The 18,197-nt window shown below is 48.5% G+C and carries 16 protein-coding genes; 6 read left to right on the forward strand and 10 right to left on the reverse strand.

Annotated elements, in window-relative coordinates; all coding sequences use genetic code 11:
- Positions 1-38: 38 nt before the first annotated feature.
- Both ACR6Z4_RS03650 and ACR6Z4_RS03655 read right to left on the reverse strand, forming a co-directional pair.
- Complete coding sequence (locus ACR6Z4_RS03650) at positions 39-1,136, reverse strand: sensor histidine kinase (protein ID WP_479715859.1); 1,098 nt, start codon at positions 1,134-1,136, stop codon at positions 39-41.
- A 380-nt stretch (positions 1,137-1,516) separates the two neighbouring features.
- Entirely contained in the window at positions 1,517-2,227 is a 711-nt protein-coding gene (locus ACR6Z4_RS03655) for a response regulator (protein WP_479715959.1), read from the reverse strand.
- 173 nt (positions 2,228-2,400) lie between these two features.
- Between ACR6Z4_RS03655 and ACR6Z4_RS03660 the strand changes: the two genes are divergently transcribed.
- Entirely contained in the window at positions 2,401-4,329 is a 1,929-nt protein-coding gene (locus tag ACR6Z4_RS03660) for a hypothetical protein (protein ID WP_479715860.1), read from the forward strand.
- Between the two features lie 104 nt (positions 4,330-4,433).
- Here ACR6Z4_RS03660 and ACR6Z4_RS03665 read toward each other — a convergent pair whose 3' ends face one another.
- The 4 genes from ACR6Z4_RS03665 to rpmI form a co-directional block, all read right to left on the reverse strand.
- Positions 4,434-5,213 carry an ABC transporter permease gene (locus ACR6Z4_RS03665; RefSeq protein WP_479715861.1) on the reverse strand — a complete coding sequence of 260 codons (780 nt, stop codon included), beginning with the start codon at positions 5,211-5,213 and terminating at the stop codon, positions 4,434-4,436.
- A 76-nt stretch (positions 5,214-5,289) separates the two neighbouring features.
- Positions 5,290-6,057, reverse strand: a complete 768-nt coding sequence (locus tag ACR6Z4_RS03670; protein ID WP_479715862.1) for a transporter substrate-binding domain-containing protein — start codon at positions 6,055-6,057, stop codon at positions 5,290-5,292.
- A gap of 40 nt (positions 6,058-6,097) precedes the next feature.
- Positions 6,098-6,457 (reverse strand): 50S ribosomal protein L20, encoded by a 360-nt coding sequence (gene rplT / locus ACR6Z4_RS03675; protein WP_479715863.1) that lies wholly within the window; start codon positions 6,455-6,457, stop codon positions 6,098-6,100.
- A 69-nt stretch (positions 6,458-6,526) separates the two neighbouring features.
- Positions 6,527-6,724 (reverse strand): 50S ribosomal protein L35, encoded by a 198-nt coding sequence (gene rpmI / locus ACR6Z4_RS03680; protein ID WP_479715960.1) that lies wholly within the window; start codon positions 6,722-6,724, stop codon positions 6,527-6,529.
- Between the two features lie 274 nt (positions 6,725-6,998).
- On the opposite strand from rpmI, the gene ACR6Z4_RS03685 reads away from it, so the two are divergent.
- From ACR6Z4_RS03685 to ACR6Z4_RS03695, 3 genes are all read left to right on the forward strand, one after another.
- On the forward strand, positions 6,999-7,457 hold the full coding sequence (locus ACR6Z4_RS03685; RefSeq protein WP_479715864.1) for a hypothetical protein: 459 nt from the start codon (positions 6,999-7,001) through the stop codon (positions 7,455-7,457).
- Between the two features lie 479 nt (positions 7,458-7,936).
- Positions 7,937-8,779, forward strand: a complete 843-nt coding sequence (locus tag ACR6Z4_RS03690) for a peptidoglycan-binding domain-containing protein (RefSeq protein ID WP_479715865.1) — start codon at positions 7,937-7,939, stop codon at positions 8,777-8,779.
- A 217-nt stretch (positions 8,780-8,996) separates the two neighbouring features.
- Positions 8,997-9,398 carry a hypothetical protein gene (locus tag ACR6Z4_RS03695; RefSeq protein WP_479715866.1) on the forward strand — a complete coding sequence of 134 codons (402 nt, stop codon included), beginning with the start codon at positions 8,997-8,999 and terminating at the stop codon, positions 9,396-9,398.
- Positions 9,399-9,445: 47 nt separating this feature from the next.
- On the opposite strand, the gene ACR6Z4_RS03700 is transcribed toward ACR6Z4_RS03695, so the two are convergent.
- Positions 9,446-9,640, reverse strand: coding sequence for a DUF2949 domain-containing protein (locus ACR6Z4_RS03700; RefSeq protein ID WP_479715867.1), 195 nt, complete (start codon positions 9,638-9,640; stop codon positions 9,446-9,448).
- 175 nt (positions 9,641-9,815) lie between these two features.
- Between ACR6Z4_RS03700 and ACR6Z4_RS03705 the strand changes: the two genes are divergently transcribed.
- A complete protein-coding gene (locus ACR6Z4_RS03705; RefSeq protein WP_479715868.1) occupies positions 9,816-10,433 on the forward strand; it encodes a DNA-3-methyladenine glycosylase family protein in 618 nt (205 codons plus the stop codon).
- Between the two features lie 260 nt (positions 10,434-10,693).
- On the opposite strand, the gene ACR6Z4_RS03710 is transcribed toward ACR6Z4_RS03705, so the two are convergent.
- The 3 genes from ACR6Z4_RS03710 to ACR6Z4_RS03720 form a co-directional block, all read right to left on the reverse strand.
- Positions 10,694-13,450 (reverse strand): GAF domain-containing protein, encoded by a 2,757-nt coding sequence (locus tag ACR6Z4_RS03710; RefSeq protein WP_479715869.1) that lies wholly within the window; start codon positions 13,448-13,450, stop codon positions 10,694-10,696.
- A 722-nt stretch (positions 13,451-14,172) separates the two neighbouring features.
- Entirely contained in the window at positions 14,173-15,306 is a 1,134-nt protein-coding gene (locus ACR6Z4_RS03715) for a glycosyltransferase family 4 protein (protein WP_479715870.1), read from the reverse strand.
- A gap of 252 nt (positions 15,307-15,558) precedes the next feature.
- Positions 15,559-16,710: an NAD-dependent epimerase/dehydratase family protein gene (locus ACR6Z4_RS03720; protein ID WP_479715871.1), complete on the reverse strand. Its 1,152-nt coding sequence runs from the start codon at positions 16,708-16,710 to the stop codon at positions 15,559-15,561.
- A 627-nt stretch (positions 16,711-17,337) separates the two neighbouring features.
- Here ACR6Z4_RS03720 and ACR6Z4_RS03725 point away from each other — a divergent pair.
- The gene (locus tag ACR6Z4_RS03725) at positions 17,338-18,171 is read left to right on the forward strand and encodes an AraC family transcriptional regulator (RefSeq protein WP_479715872.1); all 834 of its coding nucleotides are present in this window, start codon (positions 17,338-17,340) and stop codon (positions 18,169-18,171) included.
- The last annotated feature ends 26 nt before the right edge of the window (positions 18,172-18,197 follow it).

Here is an 18,197-nt window from a genome sequence, read left to right on the forward strand (position 1 = left end):
AGGAACCGAGATTGAGTAAAGCCGATTAACCATCAGGTTCAAACTGCCAGGGGTAAAGAAAACTTGAATGTTGTTCCCTGACCCACTTCGCTGTCAACCTTAATTTTGCCGCCCTGAAGTTCGACCAATCGATGACAAATGGCTAGCCCAATGCCACTGCCCCCCGAATGGCGATCGCGCGATCGATCGGCTCGCCAAAACCGTTCAAAAATATGGGGCAAATCTTCAGCAGAAATTCCAGTTCCGGTGTCAATCACCGCCAGCCAAACGGTGTTTACCTCTCGCCACACCTGAATCGTGATTGAACCCGTTGCAGTGTATCGCAATGCATTGCTGAGTAAATTCACCAAAATCTGCTCGACCCGCTCTGGATCTGCCAGGACGGGGGGTAGATCAGGTGGGTATTTCAGCTGAATAACGGGGCTATTTTGCAAAACCAATTGATCAGAAAAGCGGCGAACTAAAGACGTTAATAGGGGTTGCAGATCAAACGGACGGGCATCGATGGGCAAATACCCCGCTTCCATCTTGGACAATTCTTGAACATCATTCACCAGACGTTGCATTCTCGTGGCTTCTTTTGTAAGAATTTGGTACACCGTTGGGGAAGCCTCAATGGTGCCGTCTGCCAAGCCCTCCAGATATCCCTTTAAAACAGTCAGCGGGGTACGCAACTCGTGGGTGAGATCGCCCACCAATTCCCGCCGCCGATTTTCTACCCCTTCCAGACCCGCAGCCATGCGGTTAAAACTCGTTGCCAGTTGATCTAATTCTGGAATTTCGCTCTGGGGTACCCGCTCTTGCAAATGACCAGATGCAAATTTTTGGGTAATTTCTTCCATGTGCACCAAAGGGCGGACAATGCGCTGCGTCACCAGGTAACTCAGACCCGCCGCCGCACTCACCCCCGATAAAATTGACCACACTGCCCCCCGACTCCAAGCCAGCTCAAAACCGCGAACCAGTTCCTTGCGAATTTGTTGCACCCGAATGCCTTGAACTTCAATACTTTCCAGATACACGACAAAAAATCGGGGTGAAGAAATTTTGCCAATCACCGTTAGCGTAATCACGCCGACCAGCATGACAATTACATGAGAAAAAAACAAACGCGATCGCAACCCAAACTTAGACATGAATGGTGGGAAATTAGTGTTGAATTGTCAGTGTTGAATTCTAAGGATCACACACTCAATAAAATCTGGACGTTTATGGGTTTATGGTGCTGCGCACTTACGTTAGAAGGGGATGTAGGGGTGAAACCCCTGCGTGGGGGCTGCGCCCCCACACCCGCTTGTCCTAACTTGAATGCATCAGGCTATAGAAATGCGGCGACGTCGCGTTTCTACACATCAATCGTCAGTATTATTCAATTGATGATCCTTAAGGATGACAAATTAATTAAAACCCGGACGTTTAATTTTGGAAGCGGCGGCTCCCGCCGCGCTTCCAAAATATAAATCTTCGGTTTTATTAAATCCACGATCCTAAGTTCAGGTGTTGAATGCTATAGAGATTACGAAATCGCCAGATCTTCAAACTTATATCCCACGCCAATAACCGTTTTAACAAACATGGGACTCGCTGGATCTGGCTCAATTTTTTTACGCAGACGGGCAATATGGGTATCAACAACCCGCTCATCCCCAAAAAAATCATTGCCCCAAAGCTTTTCAATCAATTGACTACGATTCCAAACTCGACCAGGGTAACTCATAAATGTGGTCAATAGATCAAACTCTAGCGTTGTTAGATCCAATTCTTCCAGATCTTGCGGCTCTAAGCGACGATGGGCAATGCGCTGATCGATATCAACGGTAAAGTGCTGCGTTTGATAAATTTGGCTGGGATTGGCATGACGCAAACTCCGCCGCAACAGCGCTCGCACACGTGCTACCAATTCTCTAGGGCTAAACGGCTTCACCATGTAGTCATCTGCCCCGGTCGATAGCCCAATAATCCGGTCGATTTCTTCTCCCTTTGCCGTCAGCATGAGAATGTAAGGATCTTTAACGCCCGATTTTTGTCGAATCCGAGTACAGACTTCTAGCCCATCCATTTCTGGAATCATAAGGTCAAGGATGATGAGGTCGGGTTGTTGATCTTGAAAGATCTGAAGCGCTGTTAAGCCATCTCGGCAGGTATGGCAAGAAAACCCTTCCTTTTCCAAGTAAAGCTGAATCAACTGAGCGATTTCAGATTCGTCTTCAACAATCAAAATATCCATTACCGTCGCCATAACCTTCAAAGATCCAGTTTAATAGGCAAGAGAGGGTTAGCACGTTTTGTTCACGTTTGATCAAACAGGCGATCGCAATTCGGCATAAAACGAACCACTAGACGCAACAAGCCGTTAACCTTTCTAGACCATTTTCAGAACGAGAGAGTTAAAATGGCTCGATGAATCCATCTGTGCTCCAAAATCAGTTACACATTTTTGCTCAGCAGCTACAACGTCAGCTGACCGATATTCCTCAATACGCATCTTTGGGGATTCGTTCTACTATCAAGCAAAATATCTTGATGATTTTGATCCAGCATCCGCCAGATGTATCCGTCGATGCCTATCAGACGTTTTCAACCCTCGAACACGTCCTTCAACATCAGCCTTGGGATGAGCTGAAAGGCTGGCTGGGAGACGCTCAAAAATTTACCGTTCGGCTCTATTTGCGAGTATTAGGGCAACGTCAAGCCTACGATTCACGTCAATTTACGGTTGAACCCTTAGAATCGTTGCCAGAGTCTTTGCCGCTGCCATTACATCATCCTTTATCTGAAGAATTCACCTCAGCTCATTCCGAGTCAGAACTAGCTGAGTCAGAACTAGCTGAGTCAGAACTAGCTGAGTCAGAACTAGTTGAGACTAGGGCTGAACTTGAAACCCGCGAGGAAGCGGAGCATGAAGCAGAAGCCAATGACGAATTTCTAGCTTTATATGGAACAACGGATCAGGCGACATCAGACCTGGATCTGACAGAAACTCAGACCCTTGAGTCTAACGATCGGCGTTTGCGCTTGCCATTCATTCCTGCACACCTCGTTCCAGCAGCCGTTTTAGGTATTGCTATAGGTTCATTTGTGCTGGTCGGGGGCATATTTGCCTTGACTCGTCCGTGTGTATTGGGGCGTTGTGTGCAACTAGAAACGGCACAGAAATTGAGTATTCAGTCGATGCAACGCATTCAGACGACTAGTTCGGCAGATGAGGTCTTGGATGCCTATGATCAGCTGGTAGAAGCCAGCTATCTATTAGGCACAATTCCACCCTGGTCTAGTCATCATCGGTCTGCGCAACATTTGCTAGTAGATTATGAAGCAGAAACCACGGCATTGGAACGGGTTGTCGCTGCCTTACAAAAAGGTAATGAGGCTGCTCAGACTAGTCAGAATCCCCCCCACCCTCTGCCCGAATGGCAAACGGTAAAAAATTTATGGCAACAGGCGATCGCCCTGTTACACAATGTCCCCGCCAATAGTCCGGTGTATCCGTTAGCCCAGCGCAAGCTCAAAGAATATCAACAAAATTTAGCCGTCACCAACCAACGGTTAACGCTGGAGCAAAAAGCGCAACAAGAAGTTGTTAAAGCGCGCGCTATGGCACAACTGGCAGAAACCCAGGAAGGGATTGCGGTAGCATTGGCAGACTGGACGTTAGCCTACGAGACCTGGCAAACTGCCGTCAATCAGCTTCGGCAGGTACCCGACACGACGATGGCATATGCAGAAGCTCAGCAACTTCTAGATATTTATCAGGCAAAGTTGGCAAAAGTGGGCGATCGCCATACCCAGGAAGAAATTGCCCAAACTGCCTACACTCAGGCGATCGCTCTGGCAGAACAGGCACAGAATTCAGAACAAAATAACCAATGGTCGCAGGCAGTGGATGCCTGGCAAGAAGCCGTCACCCATATTCAGCAAATTCCTCAGGGTACGTCTTACGCTGCCCAGGCGCAAACGATGGCATCTTCCTATCAAACCTCGTTAACATCTGCTCAAGAGCATCTGCGGGTAGCCATGGCAATGCAGTTAGTCGCCAATGACCTGGAACGCGCCTGTTCTGGGATATCGCCTGTGTGTAGCTATGCACTCGTCGATAAGGTGGTTCGCCTGACGATCATGCCTGAGTATGTACAAACGGTAAAACAGGCAATGGTCTATGCCCAACCGGAGGCAGGAACCTCGTTTGAGGTCATTGCTCGATCAAACTATCTACTGAGAGCGATCGCTAGCATTAGTGAAGCGGCGCAACTCCCCATTGAGCTATATGACTCCAACGGAAGAATTTTTGGCAAATATGACCCAGACTTGTCGGGGTATGTCCAGCAATAAGCAACCGTTTCTGTTGAGAGAGCCGCGCGGAGCGCGGCTCTCTCTCAAGATTTCATAGTCGGGAGCGCGCGGCAAAGTCGCGCGCTCCCGAAAATTAGCGATCTTTAGTGGAGAATCAGCTGATCTGCTGAACTAAAAAACTGGCGATAAATTCCCTGGGTAATTAAAATTGTGACGACCAGGGTAGTAAACGCCAGCATAAACATAATCAACATTTGATAGGCAGCCGCATTTAGCGGACTGACTCCACTCAACATTTGTCCGGTAATAATTCCCGGCAACGTCACGACACCCACCACCATCATGGCGTTGATCGTGGGGATCAACCCAGCTTTAACGGCATCCTTGCGATACTGCGCGATCGCCTGCCAGGAGGTTGCCCCCAGACACAGGTGGGTTTCAATTTCTAATTGACTGCTATTCAGCGTATTGACAAAGCGTTCTCCGGCGATCGCCGCTCCATTCATGGCATTACCCAGCAAAATGCCCGCCAGCGGGATGACATATTGCGGCTCATACCAGGTGTCTGGATGGATGACAATGAAATTGACATAGGTCAACGTGATGACCGTGCTAATAAAAATAGACCCGCCAACAATGGGAATTAACCCCGGCACTTTTTTGCCAATGCGATTGCGCGCCACGACCGTCGCGATCGCCATCATTACCAAAATCACAGCTAACACCATCCAGGCACTACGCAACGAAAACACGATCGCGAGTAAATACCCCACAACCAAAAGTTGCACAACCGTGCGAGCCGTCGCGATCGCCAGATCCCCTTCTAATCCCAATCGTTGCCATGCCGATAACGCGATCGCCACAACTACCAAACCCATTGCCAGCAACAATTGCAGTAGATTTAGCTCGATTAACGAATCCATGGGTATCTCACGCAATTGAGATTTAGTATAGGTTCAACCGGGTGCGAAGCACGCCACTCGAAGCCGCAGGACATATCTATCGGGGCAGCCCCCAATAGGTGATTCGTTCCTGAAGCCACCCATTGTCGTACCACTGGGCGATCGCTCGATTCACCTGCTGCCTCAGATCGTCGTATTGTAAGCCGCGTGGCATAGCAATACAAACGGCATCCCCGTCCAGTAACGTTGGCAACAAATGATAGTTGGGATACTCTTGAATCCATCCGGCTAAGACGCTGGCATCTGCCGCAAAAGCACGAACCTGATTGGACTCCAGGAGTGCATACGCTGCTTGATAGGAATCGACGCCCACCAGGCGGGTACTCGGAAGTTGCGATCGCACGACAGCAATGGTGGCAGAGCCATTCAGCACCGCAATCGGCTGTTGTGACAGGTCAGACAAACGTTGAACGGCTGGATCACGCGCGACAAACGCCGTTCCGTCTAAATAATACGGCACACTAAAGTCTACTAGCCGCGACCGAGGTCCTGTTGAAGAGATATGGGCGATCGCTAAATCTACGGTGTCGTCTAAAACAACTGCCAATCGATCGGAATTGGCGACAGGACGAAACTCAACGGCTTGCGGATCGCCTAACAATTCCGCAGCCAGTTGTCTCGCCAGATCAATTTCCAACCCTTCTAACTGCCCTGTTTCTCCTCTAAAACCTAACGGACGAAGATTATCTTTGACCGCTACAATCAAATACCCTCGTTCCCGAATCTCATCTAACTCTGCCGTTTGGGCAGACGACAGCAGAAATAGAGGCGCAGCTACCTGCGCCCCTATCAACATTAATCGCATGACCCATTTTAGATGTCGGAAACGGTTTCGCATGAACCGCTTAACGTTTAGACTGATTAACTGCCGTTTCCACGACTTTACCAAAACCAGTCGGGTCTAAAATTGCCATTTGTGCCAGCATTTTGCGGTTGATCTGAATGTCAGCTTTTTTCAGGCTACCAATCAATTGGCTATAGCTAATGCCATGAGTACGAGCCGCCGCATTGATCCGAGTGATCCAGAGACGACGGAAATCGCGTTTACGCTTACGGCGATCGCGGTAAGCGTTCCGCAACGCTTTCATGACCTGCTGGTTAGCAGTCCGAAACAGCCGAGAGTGAGACCCTCGAAACCCTTTAGCCAGCTTGAGAATTTTTTTGCGGCGCTTCCGAGCAACATTGCCGCGCTTAACGCGTGTCATGAGATATTCCCTTATCTAAGATATTTAGCCATCATTTGGTATCTGGAATGAGTGCTTTGTCAATTCCCCTTACAGATAGGGGAGCATCAATTCCACATTTTCAGCATCGCGCTCATTCACCACAGCCGCCTTAGAAAGACGACTTCTGCGAGTTGCAGATTTGTGTTCCAACATGTGATTTTTGAAAGCCTTGCGGCGCATGATCTTACCGCTACCACTGCGTCTAAAGCGCTTCGCAGCAGCCTTACGAGTCTTGAGCTTGGGCATGAGCTTGCCTAAATTATCCAAAATTTTCCACAGTCTATAATCTTACTCGTAAGAGTTACTTTGCCGCAAGTCCAATTGAACAGCTTCAGCAATTCATCGATGTGTTGAATAGCGATCTTCAGTAGAGTAGGCTAGTTTGGGGGACGAGAACAGGAACAGGATTCTTAGCTTGACCGTCTTCGCCCTATCCGCATAACTACTTTCATTTCTTGCTCAAGCAATCACCATGCAAACTAGAGGTCTAAACGTTAAGGTCGGGCTTGCAGTTTTTGGGATGCTTCTGGGTTCTAATGCTTGGCTCAAGATTCCTGCATACGCTCAGTTTGGTCAGGAAGAACCTAGAACGATTTTTGAAAATGTGACGCTAAGTCCTGGTTTCACTCCCAATCCCACGACCGTCCATGGCATCAGTGGCGGACCTCAAGTTGCTAGTGAGGTTTCAAGGCGGACAGAAACAGCAACGGGCGCATGTGCCGGGTACATAGACAGAACCCCAGATCATGTCATGGTCTTGACTGAATTTTTTGACTATTTGCAGTTGCACGTTCAAAGCCCGGAAGACACGACACTTGTGATTCGAGGTCCCGGTGGCAGTTGGTGCAACGATGACTATGAGGACAAAAATCCTGGAATTGCCGGACAATGGCTGTCGGGAACCTATCAAATTTGGGTCGGCTCTCATGAGAACGATCGCTACGATCCGTATATCATTCGCATTACAACAACCCGCTAAGGAATGGGAATTAAATAACTCCGATAATTTGTTGTACGGGCGAACGGCCGTTCGCCCCTCCAAACGATCCAAATATTCGATCTTATTTAATCCACGCTCCTAAGGATCGTGGATTAAATACACCCGAAGATTTATTTTTGAAAGCGCGGCTCCGCCGCGCTGCCAAAAATAAACGTCCGGGTTTTAATTAATTTGTGATCCTAAAAACAAGTGCAGATTGCTTGAGTAACGATTGGTATCAAAAATGCTGAGGCAGAGGGGCGATCGCTGCAAAACTAGTTCATTCCTTAATTCATCAATTAGCCTAGTGCTGCGAACGCTGGCACTGTGCCCCTGACTGAATTCGCTTGCAACCTGATGCGATCGCGTTAAGCCAGGTGATGAGCTGAAATACTCTTTGCGCAACCCAATTGCGATTTAATTGACAGTACTGTGGATTATTGTGGCCTCGAACATTGCATTGCCAAAGGTTCAAGAGAATGACTCGCTCGTCGGATCGTCAGATTGCTTTATCTCCTACCATCCCATCTCCGTACCTCTGCAACGGGCTGATTTGCAGTAGCCTGCTGAGCTTCTTTGGGGTCTTCAGTCTCAACCTGCTCTATTCACCTGCCATCGGACGAGAGCTAAACGCTGCTCACCAAACCCAGATTGGGGGTCAACCGACAGCTGCATTAGTCTCCCAAACTAGTTCAGACACCGCCGCCGCTCGACCTATTTTGCAAATCGGTAGTACTGGCACGTTTGTTTCTGAAGTACAGGGGATGCTGAAACTGTTGGGCTACTACGATGGACCGATTGATGGTCTTTATGAGGCTGAAACGGCGCTTGCCGTTTCGAGTTTTCAGCAAGCCGCTGGTCTAGCACCCGATGGGATTGTCGGTCCTGTCACCTGGAGTCGGCTTTTACCGTCTACGTCAACCACTACGCCAGCGACCTCTGGCAGCAGTCCCTCATCCACACCCTCCGCTGATCCGACTTCCCCGTCTACATCAGAAACCCCGCCAACGGAAACAAATCCAACGCCTCGTCCTACCCCTAGCCCCAGCCCCAGTCCATCACCAGCGCCCACCCAATCAAATCCATCAGCCGCAACGGGCAACCCCAGCTATGTCGAATTGCCCATCCTCAGAGTGGGCATGAGGGGACCCGCCATTACCCGATTACAAGAACGACTCAGGGCGGCAGGTTTTTTTGACGGGGTTATCGATGGTGTTTTTGGTGCTGAAACAGAAGCTGCTGTGAGAGCCGTGCAACGGAATTATCAATTAGATCCCGATGGAGTAGTCGGACCTGCAACGTGGACTGTTTTACTCCGATGAGATCAATATCAGCAAGATTGCCACAGGTCAGTAGACAAACCCTTATGAACCAGTGTCAACAAAAGATTCAGCAACCCCACTGATTCTTATTTTTTGCCAAACATGTAAATCTGGATGAGAGTGGTTGTGTTGGGCATCACCGACAACACAACTGAAACTCTTTACGATGGATTGATAAAGACGGTAACAAGATGCTGCCCCTGTGAAGAAACTTCTTTTGCTATCTTTGCTTTTGCTGTTATCAACCTATAGTGTTCTGGGATATTTTTTGGCTTACTGGACTGTCCCCTGGATTGTCTGGTTAGCCGTTATGGTATTTGCGATCGCCCAGGCAACGCTATTGGCAAGTTTTTCTCAGGACTTTAAAGGATCAATTCGTCAATGGATTGATTCAGAAATGGGTCATTTTACAACGATTTCAATTGCTGCCCTGGGTATTGCCGTCGCCCTAATGTGGTTTCAACTGTTTCAATATGTGCTGATGATTGCCGCAACAGAGCTATTAGCACGGGTGGAACTGCAACACGCTGGCTACAATCGTTCGACAATTTTGGGGATATTGACGGGTCTATCTCTGGTCGGGCTAGGGGTTGGGTGGACGTGTAGCGGCTGGGTTTAGCCACCTGGAGAAGCGCTTGAAGAAACACTGATAGACATGACATTCTGTCAGGCCGTCTCCAGCCAATCAAACACTCGATCCAGTTGATCTAACGTAATCAGCCCATATTGCCACAGCACTAATGGGATTAGATTGGCGGAAAGAGGTTCTCGATGATGAAGAGCGATCGCGACAGAGTTCTCAGGAACTGCCAATTCGTCCTGCAAAAATAAAATGAGCCGAGAGTGAAGAGAGGAGTTCATAGCCTTTTACCGGAATAGATTAGAATCAAATTCGTACGGCCTAGGTCTAGCTCTCAAGCTCCCTCTGGTTCGATACTGATGTAGAGAACTTGAAACTTTATCAAGTTAATCGGTAAAAGACAATCTACTCATCCTTCTCATGGCTCATCCGATTGGATGATTATTGATCCCAGCGATGGACTATGCGATCGCAGTACACTACCTGAAGCAATCAGATCCAATATTAAGCGCCTTAATCGAACAGGTTGGGTGTTGTCAGCTCAACCCGTTGACGCGGGATAGCGACCTGTTTTTTGCACTATCCCGTGAAATTCTCTATCAACAGCTCTCGACCAAGGCGGCGGCTACGATTCACAGACGATTTCTCCAGCTTTATCCCCAGACCTCTTATCCCCAGGCGATAGAAGTACTCAACACTGCCGACGACGTTTTACGCAGCGCAGGCGTTTCCCGACAAAAAGCAGCTTATATCAAAGACCTGGCACAAAAGGTGTTGGATGGCTTACCGACCCTGACGGAACTGGCAGAGATGGACGATGAAATCATCATTCATACCCTGACTCAGGTCAAAGGGATTGGTCGATGGACTGTGCAAATGCTACTGATCTTTCAACTCGATCGCCTGGATATTTTGCCGACCGATGATTTGGGACTGCGATCGGGAATTCAAAAGGTTTATGGACTGGATAGCTTGCCCAACAAAAAACAAGTCGAGCAGTTGGGTGAAACCTGGAAGCCTTATCGGTCAGTAGCGTCCTGGTATTTGTGGCGCAGTTTAGAACTAAAAAGTTAGGCGCAAGCAGGTCTATCACCTACTCACGCCTAACTCAACATCACTTTAAATAATAAAAAAGTTCCTGGGCGTCTTGCCATGTTTCGACTCCAGGAACTTTTTCACCTTAGTTCACTCCTCACGCTTCTGAGTATAGTGCACAGGCTACGGAATGAAAAGCAAATGATGTGGAACTTCCGCAACTGTCACGTGACCAGGAATTGGCGTGAGCTTACTCAAGCGTAAAGCACTGTAATTGACAGACCACTGGAGACCTCAGCCTATTTCTCAGTCAGCGTCCAGACGCCTTCATCCCAGGTTTCATCGCTGGGCGGATTTTGTAGCCAGTACTGGCAGCGTTTGAGATGCATAGAAGCAGGTTTGTCGTGGCTATCAATTTCTTCTAAAATCGTGCCAAATTCCATCATAGCGCGGGTAAATTTGCGATTGAGATAGTTCTCTCTACCCTTGTGATAGAGCTCAATTAACTGCTTGGTCTCATCCGATACGGGAGCTTCGTTAAGTCCAACCAATTCGTAAATACTGACAGGTTGGTTTTTGCCTTTGACCCGAATGCGATCGAGTTCTCGAACCAAAACCTTATCTGCACAAGGTTTGTAGGTAGATTCGCTCAACAAAATATCGCAGCCATAAAGTTTGCTGGCGCTTTCCAAGCGGGAGCCAAGGTTAACACCATCTCCGATAGCCGTAAATTCCATGCGCCGACTAGAGCCAATATTGCCACTAATCACGCTATCGGAATTAATGCCGATACCAATTTTGATTTTGCGATTGTCTGGACGAGGTTCGTTAAACAGGGTCAGCCGCCGACGCATTTCGATCGCCGTTTGCACTGCCATCCAGGCGTGATCTTCAAGCGGCAAGGGTGAGCCAAAAACCGCCATAATGGCATCGCCAATATATTTATCCAGAGTCCCTTTGTACGTAAAGACGGCATCGACCATTGCCTCAAAGTAGTCATTCAGTAAGGCAACGACCTCTTCAGCTTCCATACTTTCAGTCAGCGTCGTGTAGCTACGGATATCAGAAAAGAGTACCGAAACTTCTTTGCGATCGCCTCCTAATTTGGCATCACCACTGCTGAGCAACTGCTCTGCCAATTCTTGGGTCATGTAGCGATACATCGTACTCTTCAGCCGCTTTTCATCGCTAATGTCATCCATGACCACCAGCACCCCAGACACCTTCTGGCTATCATTGGCATCGGCGATCGTGTTGATTGAAAGGTTGACGCTGTGCTGCTCCGCTTTGGTCACCGATTGCAGAGTCTGGTCAGGATAGTATTGCTGGCGACTTTTATCTTCTTTCGCTTCTAAGGCTGAGTTAAACCACTTTTGGAAATCACCCTTTTCCGTCCAGATCAATTCGCAGATCGAGCGACCTTCTAAACTCTTGTCATCTGAAAATCCTAAAATTTCCTTCGCACTTTCATTAGCGGCAATAATCAATCCCTGTTTATCGGTTGAGATCACGCCATTGGAGAGCGATCGCAAAATATCGCGCTGCATTTGCTCTTGCTGCTTGACCGTGGCAAATAGCTTGGCATTTTTTAGCGCCACCCCTGCCTGAATATTAAATGTTTCCATAAACTCTTGGTCGGTGCGGTTAAAGCTCGCCCGCCAACATTCAGGGGCTTCCGGCCAATTCACCGGATCGTAAGCCGGAAAATCGCCCTGTCTTTTCTTATTCACCAGCTGTGTCACGCCGATGAGTTCATCGTCGGCATAAACGGGCATACAAAGCAAACTACAGGTACGATAACCAGTTTGCTCATCGGTATGGCGTGCCGTATCAGAGTCGGGATTGGTGTAGAGATCAAAGGGAATATTCAACACATTCCCGGTTTCTGCCACTCTACCGGCAAACCCAACTCCCACGGGTAAGCGAATTTCTCGCAACGAGCCATCCTGACTCGGTAACTTTGTCCAGATTTCATTGCGATCGCGATCCAGCAACCACAGGGTACTGCGATCCGCATTCATCAGCTTTTTCGCTTCGTCCATCACCCGTTTCAGGGTGTCATCTAAATCTAAACTACTGCGGCTCAGCGACTCAGTCGCTGCAATCAGGGCACTGGCAGCCCGCTGTTTTTGGGTGGCTACATAAAATGAACGCGACGACTCTAAAATCAACCGAATCGAAGGTGCAAAATCTCGAAAGACCTGCTCATCTTCCGCCGTAAACCCTTCTAGATCAATTTTTTGATCAAGTGGCAATGCCGGCTCATTTCCGGGCTTCAGCTTGTTGATCAACTGAACCACTGCAACCAGATCATTCTGATCATTCAGCAATGGCAGTGCCAGCATCGTATACGTGCGGTATCCCGTTTCCAGATCTTTACTTTTAGCAAACGCTGAACGCGAATCATTATAAAAATCAAACGGAATATTGACGCCTTCCTTAGCCGTTGCCACTTCTCCAGCGATCCCCTGATCGGCAGGGATCCGGATTTCTAACGTGCCACCCCCTGCGCCCTGAGCAACGATGGAATAGAGTTCATTTTTTTCTTCGTCTAGCAAGAAAATACTGGCGCGATCGGCATTCAGCAATTCAGCGGTTTTGAAGGTAATGGAACTGAGCATTTCTTCCAGAATGGTTTCAAAGCCCTGTACGTCGAGCATCGACAGGGTTTGATTGACCACTCTCAGCTTTTGTTCGACATCACTAACAACTTGCTTGAATGTGTCTTGGGTGAGCGGCGCAAGAAACGACGAGAATGAGCCAGTCGAAGGTGCCAGCGCACTCCCTGGATCTTTGGGAGCGTTAAACACTTTAATCTCAGTCACCCGATCGGTAACCAAGCCAGAAAATATTTCTTGTTCGGAGGATGATATAACGTCGATCTCTACGGAGGCAACGGTTACGTCAACCACATTTCCAGCAGAGGCCTGTTTCGCATCTACTTTTCGAACGGAAACATCAACGACTTGATCGCTAGAGGAAATCTCAGCATTGATGGTCGGAACAGCATCGTCTGCGAGGTTAGAATTTTGTAGATGCGAGGAGGGAGCTGTCATAAATACTTACAAAGTAAGGAGCTTCCAATTAAAACTTACCCTAATCTTGCGGCTCACCCCACAAAGATGGCAAGCAACTCAGTAGAATTAGTGAGCCATCTTTAAGGGTCGCAACATAATTAGTCTTTCAATAAACTAAAAAATAAGATTTCCATTGGACTGATATGGGATCCCATTTTTTATGGGTCTGAGCCTTATCAGAATGGAGGACGAGATCTGCATTATTTAGGAGCTACTTTTTTGATCTTGTTGAGGATGTTGAGTGCCAGGCAAAATTAAGGGCAGATTCGTCGGTCAACTGGAAATGATCAATATATTCATGATTTTATAAGTTTGGCAAGCATGAACGGGATGGGGTAACCCTCATCTGCCACAGTTGCCAGGGTTGGAGAACCTCTCAAGATCTGATGATCCACAGCCGTTCTCACGCACTCACTATAACTATCTTGGCGATCGCTACAGAAGGTTGTAAACTCAGCTCCACTCGAGTTCGATATTAAAAATTTATATGCTCATCGGCTTTTTAACAAGCATATGCTTATACCAATCTCAATAATTTTGAGCACAGCCCTGCGATATCGAATCAGGCAGGGTGAAGGGTTGAGACGCGGCACGGAGTGCCGCGTCTCAACCCTTCACCGTTCAGCTTCTGGGCGTATTTTTCGTGCCTTTCGCGGATCAACAATATCTGTCTGACCTAGGTTTTGATTGCCGGGATCAGGTTATGCAGCCGTTTGCATGAATTGAGACGACAGCACGGTCTGGTAATAGCGTTTGAGTTGACGGGTTGCCGCTGCCCATCCCCAACGCTCGGCTTCTTGTCGAGCATTTTGGCGCATGATTTCGCGCTCTTGAGATTGATTGAGTAATCGTTGCGTTGCGGCGATCGCCCCCTGATCATCGTGGGGATCAAACAGGTAGCCATTCACTCCATCCGTCACGATATCTGGAATACCGCCCGCATTAGCAGCAATCACTGGACAACCCGCGGCCATGGCTTCGAGTAACACTAAGCCCAATGTCTCAGTGCGAGATGGAAAGATAAACGCATCCGCCGATGCAAAGACGGCTGCCAGGTCTTGCCCGGTGCGATAACCCGCAAAATAGGTGGGTGTACCCGCAAAGATTTTCTCTAAATCTTGTCGATAGGGTCCATCTCCAACCAGCGCCAGTCGAGCATTGGGGATCGCTTCTAAAACTGGCTTGATCCGATCGATTTCTTTTTCGGCAGACAGACGACCGACATAGAGCAAAAGCGGACTATCGGGATGACCTTGGGTGAGCTGCGATCGCACCTCTTGACTTGCCCAATGGGGTTGAAATAGTTCGGTATCGACCCCGCGTTGCCACAGTTCTACGCGCTCGATGCCGTGGCTCGTCAGCTCCTCTTGCATCGCCGTTGAGGTACAGAGATTGAGCTGAGCTTGATTATGCATTGCCTTGAGGATCTCCCAGAGCAACCCTTCCAGCATACCTAACCCATAATGTTCCAGGTATTTGGGTAGATGGGTGTGATAGGACGCAACTAACGGCACCCCCTGAGACTTGGCATAGTATAGACCCCCCAAGCCCAGCACCGCAGGATTGACAATATGAATTAAATCCGGGCGAAATTCTTCTAAAACTTGACCGATCGATGGTCGAGGTAATGCCAGCTTCAACTCTGGATACAGCGGCAGCGGAAACCCCGGAACCCCATAAATTTGAGCGCCTTTATATTCCCTCAATCCACCATCCGGAGACACGACCAGAACTTGATCTCCCATCCGTTGGAGATGTTCCACCGTGTGACTTAGGCGAGTTACAATGCCATCTACTTTGGGGAGAAACGTCTCAGTAAACAGGGCAATTCGCATATATTCGGGAAATAAAAATAGTGGGAAAAATCAGGCAGACAATCAGACCTTGAGGATGATTCATTAATGAACCTGTGATTGTGTTTGAGGGAGTGAGAGCAGAGCCGTCGCTCCCCCAAACATCATTAGGTTTTATTAAGTCCACGATCCTGAAGGTCAGGAAACAGCGGCACATGATCTATGAGGACGAAGGCTAAACGATCACACGTTATCCTCTACCTTTTAGCCTTGATCCTGGCAAACAGTACAGATCTAAGCACGCCATTTAACTTTGGGCAGAATCTCTTTGTGATCAACTCGGCTCTTATATTTGACGGCAAAGTTTAGCAGCGAGTCTAGCAAAGAATCAGAGAGATAATGCGGTTGCAGACCCAGATCAAGCAACTTCGTGTTCTTAGCATTGAAGTAGTGCTCTTCTAGCTCAACCCGTGGGTTTTCCAGGTGGTTGATTTCAATATCTAACCCCAAGGAGTTACCCGCTTGTTTCACTTTTAGCGCCAGATCGCCAACGCTAAACATTTCAGTGAACTGGTTGAAGACGCGGAATTGACCGGCATCTGCGGGAGTGGCGATCGCCAACTCTACACAACGCACCGTATCGCGAATATCCAGGAACCCACGGGTTTGTCCCCCCTTACCATAGACTGTGAGCGGATGCCCGATCGCAGCCTGGATACAAAAACGGTTCAAAGCTGTGCCAAACACACCATCGTAATCCAGGCGGTTGATCAACAACTCATCCATCCCCGTTTCTTCGGTCAGCACCCCATACACCACACCCTGGTTCAGGTCGGTTGCCCGCAGACCCCAAATTTTGCAGGCAAAGTGGATATTGTGCGAGTCGTGAACCTTGCTGAGATGGTAGAAAGAACCGGGCTGCTTGGGATAGGGAAGGGTATCTTTACGCCCATTGTGCTCAATGGTGATGTATCCCTCTTCAATATCAATATTGGGAGTGCCATATTCACCCATCGTGCCCAACTTAACCAGATGGCAATCGGGGAAATGCTCGTGCATCACGTAAAGCAGGTTCAATGTGCCGACCACATTATTCACCTGGGTTAGCACAGCATGTTCCCGGTCAATCATTGAGAAAGGAGCCGAACGTTGTTCGCCAAAATGCACGACGGCACCTGGCTCAAATTCCAGCATGGTTTTCTCAAGAAACCCATAGTTATTAATATCGCCAATAAAGAGGTCGATGGTTTTACCTGTCAGGTCTTTCCAACGTTGGAGGCGTTGTTGAATAGGGGCAATTGGTGTGAGCGTTTCAACACAAAGTTCTGCATCCCAGTGTCGTCGCACCAAATTATCTAAAATCGCAACCTCGTAACCCCGATTTGATAGGTGAAGCGCCGTTGCCCATCCGCAATAGCCATCACCGCCAATAACTAAGACCTTCATCTCTCGAACCTTGCTTACGGATACTCCGCTAAATCTATCAGGTTTGTGTCCCCTTTGAGTCACTTACGAGAGGAATTGATCCCAATCCCTGTTTAAGTAGATGAACGGAAATAATGACACGCCTAATTTGGAGGAAGTGCGAGCCTTCGGCTCGCACTTCCTCCAAATTCGATGATTTATTTTGTCTGGGCACTTCTTATTTTTTTAGAGGCTACACAACATCCCTTCGGGGGAAAATTAACCCTGTCTTAACCTAATGATCAGAACTTACGAATCCAATAGCTATGGAGGGTTGAAAACTTAACCTGATCGGGGGTTTTCCAGAGATACAAATGCGGTATAAATTTGCCATGGTGTTTAGTCTGAAGGCAATTTAAAAACCTGTCTAAAAGGCTAATGTTATAAATTCGTGGAACACATCCAATTCGCGTTATCGCCAGTTGTCATAAGAGGATGTTTAAAGCGTCCTACTATTAGCAGCAAACGAGTAAACCCAACTAAAAGTTTTACGACAGGGGTGCAGGAGTTCCATCCCTGCGTGGGGACTGCGCCCTCAGCCCCCATGTTGCAAAATTGAGGGGTTGCAACTCTAGTATTAATCTTGAACGATCGCTCAGCGTATCTACCATGCGTGAACAGGTCAAGTTTTGGCGATGGCAGAGTTCTTCTGGGTCAGGAACGTCTCAGGCTCCCCAGATAGAGTTGCTGCGAGCGCATTACATTACCCACTCGTTTAATCGTCATATTCACGACACCTTTGCGATCGGCATTATTCAACAGGGTGCGGAAGAATTTTCCTATCGGGGTGCCACCCATGTGGCTGGGGCAGGCAGTATTGCCCTGATTAATCCGGGTGAGGTTCATACCGGACACGCTGCCTCTGAAGCCGGTTGGATTTATCGGATGCTGTATCCCGATGTCAGAATTTTGCAGCAAGCCGCCTCGGAAGCAGCCGGGAAAGCCTGTGCGATGCCGTATTTCCCCAATCCTGTTGTCTACGATGAAGAACTGACAGGGCTGATTTTGCGGTTGCACATCGCGCTGGAACAGCAACCCTCTCAGTTAGAACAAGATGCTCGCGTGTTGTGGACAATGACCCAACTGATTGCCCGATATGCTGGCGATCGCCCTACGCTTAAAACAGCGGGTCAAGAAGCTCAAGCTATCCGCCATGTGCGCCAATATCTTGATACCCATTACGCCGACAATCCGGCATTAGCAGATCTGGCAGCGATCGCGAACCTCAGCCCTTACTATCTCCTGCGCAGCTTTCGGCAGCACGTCGGACTACCACCCCACGAGTATCTGACCCAGGTGCGGTTGTATCGAGCCAAAGATTTGCTGGCAGCGGGTTACTCAATTACCGACGTTGCCCAGCTCACAGGATTTGCCGATCAGAGCCACCTCACCCGACAATTCAAACGCATGATGGGCGTTACACCCGGTCAATATCGTCGCTGACGCCATAGTCCCCCTCAAGGGTGCGC

The sequence above is a fragment of the Calyptranema fuscum S582 genome (genome assembly GCF_055793305.1).